We start from the raw sequence: 7,378 nt of genomic DNA on the forward strand, positions 1-7,378 counted from the left end.
CCGCGGCTCTTATCACTTTTGCAGCGCAGCGAAACCTACTCGCTGCCTCTACTCGCCAACCGCCATCGCCGCCTCGCCCTTGCCGGGCGGTGCGACTTTCCTGACGAGCAGTGGGACGGGCAGCAGCACGATCGTCGCCACCATCAGCAACCAATAATCGTCGATATAGGAGATCATCAGCGACTGCCGGGTGATTTCGGCATCAAGCATCGCGACGACGCTCGCCGCCCTATCGCCCAGCCCGGTCAGGATACTGTCGAGCAGATAGGGCATCGTGCTCGCGTGGACCGAACCCGCCAGTTCCTCGTGATTGACCTGCATGTTGCGCGCGAGGATCGCATTCACCGCAGCGATGATCACCGATCCCCCCAGGCTGCGCGCCAGCGAATAGATCGACGTCGCGTCGGTGCGGAAGCGCGGATCGAGCGTGGCGAGCGACATGATGTTGATCGGCACCATCGACATGCCCATGCCGATACCTTGCAACACGCCCGACCAGATGATCAGAGATTTGCCCATCTGCAGCGTGAACCCGGTCATCATCCACAGCGACACCGCCATGATCACCATACCGGTGAAGATCAGCAGCCGCGCATCGATATAGGACATCAGCTTGCCGGTCACGAGCATCGCCGCCATAGCGCCCAGCCCCCGCGGCATCGACATCAGCCCCGCATCGGTGACGGTATAGCCCATCAGGCTCTGCAACATCGGCGACAGCAGCACCGAGCCCGCCGACGCGATCGCCCCGATCAGGAAGACCAGCGAAAGCGCCGCGACGAAGCTCGAATTCTTGAGCGGCTCGATCGAGAAGATCGGCTCCTTCTTCCAACGCAGATAGAAGCAGAGCATCCAGAACGCGGCCATGGCGAGGCCCGCCTCGAGAATGATCTCCCACGATTCGAACCAGTCCTGCTGCGTGCCGCGATCGAGCACCAGCTGAAACCCCGCGACCGCGATCAGGACCAGCGAGAAGCCGATCGCGTCGAACCGTCGCTTGTCGGCCGGGAAGATCGGCGAGAACGCCGCCATGCCCGCCGCTGCCAATATGCCGACCGGCACGTTGATGAAGAACACCCAGCGCCAGTCGAAGGCGTCGGTCAGGAATCCGCCCAGAACCGGCCCCAGCACCGGCCCCACCATCACGCCCAGCCCCCAATAGGTCATTGCGGTGACACGGGTTTCGGGCGGATTGATATCGTACATGATCGCCTGCGACATCGGCGTCAGGAAGGCGCCGAAAATGCCCTGCGCCACCCGCGACGCGATCATCATCGGCAGCGACACCGAGAATCCGCAGAAAGCCGAACTGATCGTGAAGCCGACGATCGCGATCACGAAGAGCTGCTTTCGCCCGATCCGTCCCGACAACCATCCCGTCATCGGCGTCGCGACCGCCGAAGCCAGGATGTACGAGGTCAGCACCCACGACACCGAATCGCGCGACGCGCCGAGCGCCGCTTCCATGTGGGGAAGCGCGACATTGGCGATCGTCTGATCGAGCACGACCATCAAGGTGGAGAGCAGAGCGAATACGCTGACGCCGAAACGCTGCGCGGACGGCATGTTGGCGGGATCGGAGCTTTGAACGGCATTGGCCATGGGGGAACCCGCTTCATCGACATCCGCCGGCCGGCGGGCTCATCTCCATGTCATCACAGCGTCCGCGGAGCAATCACCCCTCGCTAACGTCATCAACTCTCGGTAGAGGGCGCGCCAGATTCGTTTCATATCAAGGAGAGCCCGGATGGCCGATCCCGAGAACACCCTGACGATCACGCTGGAAACCGGCGATGTCGTCATCGCCCTGCGCCCCGATCTGGCCCCCGGCCATGTCGAGCAGATCAAGACGCTGGCCGGCGAAGGCTTCTACGATGGCGTGGTGTTCCACCGCGTGATCCCGGGCTTCATGGCGCAGGGCGGCGATCCGACGGGCAGCGGCATGGGCGGCTCGCACCTTCCGAACCTGAAGGCGGAGTTTAGCCGCGAACCGCACGTCCGCGGCGTGTGCTCGATGGCGCGCAGTTCGAATCCGAACAGCGCGAACAGCCAGTTCTTCATCTGCTTCGACGACGCGCGCTTCCTCGACGGTCAGTACACCGTGTGGGGCGTGGTCGAATCGGGCATGGAACATGTCGACGCGCTCCCCAAGGGCGAGCCGCCGCGCACCCCGGGCAAGATCGTCAAGATGACGGTCGGCGCCTGAACTAAGCCTCAGAACCTCCCCCCGACGGGGGAGGTGGCAGTCCGAAGGACTGACGGAGGGGTATTCGCCGCAAGCGGTTCGCTGCCGGCCAATACCCCTCCACCGCTTCGCGGTCCCCCTCCCCCTCCGGGGAGGATCCAACGACGTCAGATCGTCGAAACGCTGCTGAACAGCCAGTCGTGGAACAGGCGCACCGCGCGGTTGGATAAAGCCGGGCGGCGGCACGCGAACCAGTAGCTGTATGGGCTTTCGATCTTCTGGCTGTCGAACAGGTTCACCAGCCGCGCGTCATGCGCGCCATCGAGATGGCCCTGGAGCATGAACGCCACGCCCAGTCCCTGCGCGGCCGCTTCGAGCATCAACTGCCCCGAATCGAAATGGTCGACCGCCGCGGGCTCGAGATCGCTCAGCCCCATCGCCTCCCGCCACGATGAAAAGACTTCGGGCATGTCGCGGTGGAGGAAGATCGTCGTGCGCGCCAAGTCCTCCGGACCGGTGATCGGGTAGCGACCTTCCAGCATCGATCGGCTGCCGATCGCCGCAGCGAAATCGCGATCGATGCGGCGCGAATACAGGCTGACGTCGACCTCGCGTGCCAGCACGATCGCGGCGTCGACACCCTCACCCAGCCGCGACAGTGCGTGCGCGGCCGTGTCGATGTCGATGTGGAGTTCGGGATGTTTCTCGCGCAGTTCGGGCAGGCGGCCGATCAGCCGCTGCGACGCGAACAGCGGCAGCACGCCCAGGCGCAGACGCAGCACCTCCGTATCGCCCGAGGTCGCGTCGATCGCCAGGGTCAGCGCATCCAGCGCGGGCGCGATGCGGTTGAGCAGCATTTCACCGTCGCTCGACAACACCATCGCCTGATGGCGCCGTTCGAACAGGTTGCGACCCAGAAAGCGCTCGAGCGCCTGAACGCGACGGCTGAGCGCCGGCGACGACAGCGCGAGCTCTTCGGCTGCGGCCTTGACCGAGCCGAGCCGCGCGACATGCACGAACGCCTCGATAGCCGTGAGAGGTGGAAGCCTTCGCATCGTCCCTTATCGCCCCGCAATGGCAAGGCCGTACTGCATCGCAACACGGCAAGGTCGCGGCACCTCCCCTCGGATACCGCCATTTTCAGCCGACAAATAAGCGATAGTGCATCGTTGCAACAATTGCAACCATGCGATCTCGTTCTGCAATTGCGCAAAACGATGCTGCGGCGCACAAAGATCGGGCCTTTCAGGCATCCTCTCCTAAAACTTTTCAGGCCGGTCCTTCGGGATCGGCCCTTTTTTTGTCTTGCGGCCCGAGCCTGTCGCAACCACATGGCGCCTCGTCCTTTTTTACGAAGCTATGACGTTTCGGAGACGGCACGCCGCTTGCCTTCGAGACGATGTTGCGTCAACGCATACGCAATCCATAAGAAAGATCGCCAGGAGCATCATGGGTAACCTCCCCGGGGAAATCGCACTCAAGAGCCGCACACGCCTTTCGCGGCGTGGCTCTGCCCCCAATCCTTTCGCGCTCTTCTTCACCCAGTTCCTGCGCCATCCGGTGATGATCGGTTCGATCATCCCGTCGTCGCGCCGCACGATCGAGCACATGCTCTCGCGGGTCGACTGGGCGAACACGAAGCTGTTCGTCGAATATGGCCCCGGCGTCGGCACCTTCTGCGGCGCGATCCTCGATCGGCTGCCGGCGGACGGAACGCTGCTGGTGATCGATACCAACCCGGTTTTCATCGATTATCTGCGCCGCCGCTTCGCCGATCCGCGCTTCATCGCGGTCAGCGGTTCGGCCGCCGACGTGAACGAGATCATCGCGACACACGGGTTCGCGGCCGCGGACTATGTCCTGTCCGGCCTGCCCTTCTCCACGCTGCCCCCCGGAGTCGCGCCGGCCATTGCGGAGGCGACGCATCGCGTGCTGGCGCCCGGCGGGCAATTCCTCGTCTATCAATATGCCGCCAAGATCGTGAAGCTGCTGAGGCCGCATTTCGATCGCATCGACGAGGCGCTGGAGTGGATCAACATCCCGCCCTGCCACCTCTATTGGGCGCACAAGGACGAGGCCGCGCAGGCCGCCAAGGCCGCCTGAAGCCCTGACCCCCGGCATTTTCCTTTACTTTCGCGGGCAGGCCTGATAGCCGCCGCGCTTTCCCGGATTCCCCGTTTATCGGAGCCTAAAGCATGGCGCGCGTTACCGTCGAGGATTGCGTCGACAAGATTCCCAACCGGTTCGATCTCGTCCTGCTGGCCGCGCAGCGCGCGCGCCAGATTTCGGGCGGCGCCGAACTGACGCTCGATCGCGATCGCGACAAGAACCCGGTCGTGGCGCTGCGTGAGATCGCCGAGCAAACGATCCTGCCGAACGAACTCCACGATTCGGTCGTCGGTTCGCTCCAGAAGGTCCAGATGGACGACGAGGATGCGCCCGATGAGATCGGTTCGCTCTCGGCGTCGGCCGAGGCGCTGCGCCTCACCGCGGCGGCTCCGCCCCGCAATCAGAATATCGGCGGCGACTACGACTGATATTTCGAGGAGGCACGCCCTCCTCTGCTCGTCATTGCGAGCATAGCGAAGCAATCCACTCCGATCGCGGGTGGATTGCTTCGTCGCTTTCGGCGCCTCGCGATGACGAAGGGGCGGGAAATGTTGCGTTTCTGCCACAATTCCCGCGCTTTGCCTGTTGCACAAGGGCACCTAGCCACCCCATTGTCTGGGTGTGCTGAGACAATATGAACTGGTCGACCGGGTCCTCGCTTATGACCCCGACGCCGACGAGGCGCTGCTGAACCGCGCTTACGTCTTTTCCATGCAGGCCCACGGGTCGCAGAAGCGCGCCAGCGGCGATCCCTATTTCAGCCATCCGATCGAGGTGGCGGGCATCCTCACCGATCTGAAGCTCGATGCCGAGACGATCGCCACCGCGATCCTCCACGACACGATCGAAGACACGGTGGCGACCCCCGAGGAGATCGAAAAACGCTTCGGTGCTTCGGTCGCTCGCCTCGTCGACGGCGTCACCAAGCTGTCGAAGATTGAGGCGCAGACCGAAAATGAGCGCGCAGCGGAAAATCTGCGCAAATTCCTTCTGGCGATGTCGAGCGACATCCGCGTGCTGCTGGTCAAGCTGGCCGACCGGCTCCACAACATGCGCACGCTCCATCACATCCCGGCCGAGGCCAAGCGCCGCCGGATCGCCAAGGAGACGATGGACATCTACGCGCCGCTCGCCGAGCGCGTGGGCATGTACGAGTTCATGCGCGAGATGCAGACACTCGCCTTTCAGCAGCTCGAACCCGAAGCTTATCAGTCGATCGTCAAGCGGCTCGAACTGCTCAAGGAGGGCGGCGGGGACCTGATCGCGCGGATCAGCTCGGGCCTGCGGCTGCAGCTGGGCCGTGCGGGCATCAATGCCGAGATTCAGGGCCGCGAGAAGCATCCCTATTCGATCTGGCGCAAGATGGCCGAACGCCACATCAGCTTCGAACAATTGTCCGACGTGATGGCGTTCCGCGTGATCGTGAAGGATGTCGAGGCCTGCTACCGTGCGCTGGGCATCATCCACCGCCGCTGGCCGATGGTCCCGGGCCGCTTCAAGGATTATATCTCCACCCCCAAGCGCAATGGCTATCGCTCGCTCCACACCTCGGTGATCCACAGCGAGAAGGTCCGTATCGAGATCCAGATCCGCACCGAGGATATGCACGCGCAGGCCGAATATGGCCTCGCCGCGCACTGGGCGTACAAGCAGGGCAAGCCTGTCCACCACGATGGCGAGGCCAGCTGGATCCGCGACCTCGTCGACATCCTCGAACATGCCGAAAATCCCGAGGAGCTGCTCGAGCATACCCGGATGGCGATGTATCAGGATCGCATCTTCGCCTTCTCGCCCACCGGCGAACTGATCCAGCTGCCCAAGGGATCGAGCCCGGTCGATTTCGCTTATGCCGTCCACACCGATCTGGGCGATCAGACCGTGGGCGCAAAGGTCAACGGCCGCGTCGTGCCGCTGCGCACCCCGCTGGAAAATGGCGATCAGGTCGAAATCCTGCGGTCGAAGGCGCAGGAGCCGCAGCCTGAATGGCTCAACTTCGCCGTCACCGCCAAGGCGCGCTCGACGATCCGCCGTTACGTTCGCGACAAGGAGCGCGACGAGATGGTCGCGCTGGGGCGCAAATTCTACGACGAGATCGTCGCTCGCCTCCCCGCACAGCTCAAGCCCGGCGCGCTCGGCGAGGCGCTGAAGCGCCTGAAGATCGCCGACGAAGACACGCTGATGGAATCGATCGCCCGCAAGCTGATCGACGATATGACGCTGATGGACGCCCTGATGCCCGGCATTGTCGAGAAGATGGGCCCCAGCCTGCCGTCGGGGCAGAAGGAGGCGATCTCGATCGTCGGCCTCACCCCCGGCGTCGCCTTCCAGCTCGCGGCCTGCTGCAATCCCGTCCCCGGCGACCGCATCGTCGGCCTGCGCCGTCCCGACCAGCCGGTTGAGGTGCACGCGATCGACTGCCGCCGCCTCGCCGAAAGCCAGGATGCCGACTGGGTCGACCTCGCATGGGGCAAGACCGACCATGGCGCCGCCCGCCTGCGTGTCATCGTCAAGAACGAGCCCGGCTCGCTGGGCGTGATGGCGGGCATATTGGGCGCGCACCACGCCAACATCATCAACCTGTCATTGTCCCACCGCGACGCGAGCTTCCACACCTACGACGTGACGATCGAGGTGCAGGACGTCTCCCACCTGATGAAGATCCTCGCGGCCCTGCGCGCGGCCGACGCGATCAGCCAGGCGGAGCGGGTTTAGAGGGCGCGCCCTCCTCCCCCTATCGTCACCCCGGACTTGTTCCGGGGTCCACCGGAAGGCAAGCGCAAACCAGGATCCGCAAGCGCAAGGCACTGGGCTTGGTGGCCCCCGGAACAAGTCCGGGGTGACGAGTTGGGAACGTCGGCTTTGGGGTGGGAAGCAGCCTATCCGCTTTCGGGTGAGTGAGCTTGAATAGCAGACGTTGGCGCCTTCGCCGGGGCGCTCCGGAAAGCGGCAGCGATCCTCAAGCACTCTAAGAGGCGTTTACTGCCGCGCCACACCGATCAGCGCGGTTGAAGGGATAGGAAGGTGTGTCTGGTCGCCCGCCAGTAACCGTAGCTCCGCGACGATCATGCCTTTCTGCAGGTCATC

Annotated in this window: 6 protein-coding genes; 4 read left to right on the forward strand and 2 right to left on the reverse strand. The window is 63.9% G+C overall.

The window, feature by feature from the left end; genetic code table 11:
- Nucleotides 1-48: 48 nt before the first annotated feature.
- The gene (locus FYJ91_RS19200; RefSeq protein ID WP_149523938.1) at nt 49-1,602 is read right to left on the reverse strand and encodes an MDR family MFS transporter; all 1,554 of its coding nucleotides are present in this window, start codon (nt 1,600-1,602) and stop codon (nt 49-51) included.
- 145 nt (nt 1,603-1,747) lie between these two features.
- Between FYJ91_RS19200 and FYJ91_RS19205 the strand changes: the two genes are divergently transcribed.
- The gene (locus FYJ91_RS19205) at nt 1,748-2,206 is read left to right on the forward strand and encodes a peptidylprolyl isomerase (RefSeq protein WP_149523939.1); all 459 of its coding nucleotides are present in this window, start codon (nt 1,748-1,750) and stop codon (nt 2,204-2,206) included.
- A 146-nt stretch (nt 2,207-2,352) separates the two neighbouring features.
- On the opposite strand, the gene FYJ91_RS19210 is transcribed toward FYJ91_RS19205, so the two are convergent.
- On the reverse strand, nt 2,353-3,240 hold the full coding sequence (locus tag FYJ91_RS19210; protein WP_149523940.1) for a LysR substrate-binding domain-containing protein: 888 nt from the start codon (nt 3,238-3,240) through the stop codon (nt 2,353-2,355).
- A 394-nt stretch (nt 3,241-3,634) separates the two neighbouring features.
- Here FYJ91_RS19210 and FYJ91_RS19215 point away from each other — a divergent pair, with 394 nt between their 5' ends.
- The 3 genes from FYJ91_RS19215 (at nt 3,635) to FYJ91_RS19225 (ending at nt 7,006) form a co-directional block, all read left to right on the forward strand.
- Nucleotides 3,635-4,288 (forward strand): class I SAM-dependent methyltransferase, encoded by a 654-nt coding sequence (locus FYJ91_RS19215; RefSeq protein WP_149523941.1) that lies wholly within the window; start codon nt 3,635-3,637, stop codon nt 4,286-4,288.
- Nucleotides 4,289-4,380: 92 nt separating this feature from the next.
- On the forward strand, nt 4,381-4,722 hold the full coding sequence (gene rpoZ / locus FYJ91_RS19220; protein WP_149523942.1) for a DNA-directed RNA polymerase subunit omega: 342 nt from the start codon (nt 4,381-4,383) through the stop codon (nt 4,720-4,722).
- Nucleotides 4,723-4,915: 193 nt separating this feature from the next.
- Nucleotides 4,916-7,006 (forward strand): RelA/SpoT family protein, encoded by a 2,091-nt coding sequence (locus tag FYJ91_RS19225; protein WP_149523943.1) that lies wholly within the window; start codon nt 4,916-4,918, stop codon nt 7,004-7,006.
- Nucleotides 7,007-7,378: the final 372 nt, after the last annotated feature.

This window comes from Sphingomonas montanisoli, assembly GCF_008274695.1.
Lineage (GTDB): Bacteria > Pseudomonadota > Alphaproteobacteria > Sphingomonadales > Sphingomonadaceae > Rhizorhabdus > Rhizorhabdus montanisoli.

Excerpts from the sequence above, each read along its gene's own strand:
- FYJ91_RS19200 (WP_149523938.1), bottom strand. The coding sequence starts at position 1,602 with ATGGCCAATGCCGTTCAAAGCTCCGATCCCGCCAACATGCCGTCCGCG.
- FYJ91_RS19205 (WP_149523939.1), top strand. The coding sequence starts at position 1,748 with ATGGCCGATCCCGAGAACACCCTGACGATCACGCTGGAAACCGGCGAT.
- FYJ91_RS19210 (WP_149523940.1), bottom strand. The coding sequence starts at position 3,240 with ATGCGAAGGCTTCCACCTCTCACGGCTATCGAGGCGTTCGTGCATGTC.
- FYJ91_RS19215 (WP_149523941.1), top strand. The coding sequence starts at position 3,635 with ATGGGTAACCTCCCCGGGGAAATCGCACTCAAGAGCCGCACACGCCTT.
- rpoZ (WP_149523942.1), top strand. The coding sequence starts at position 4,381 with ATGGCGCGCGTTACCGTCGAGGATTGCGTCGACAAGATTCCCAACCGG.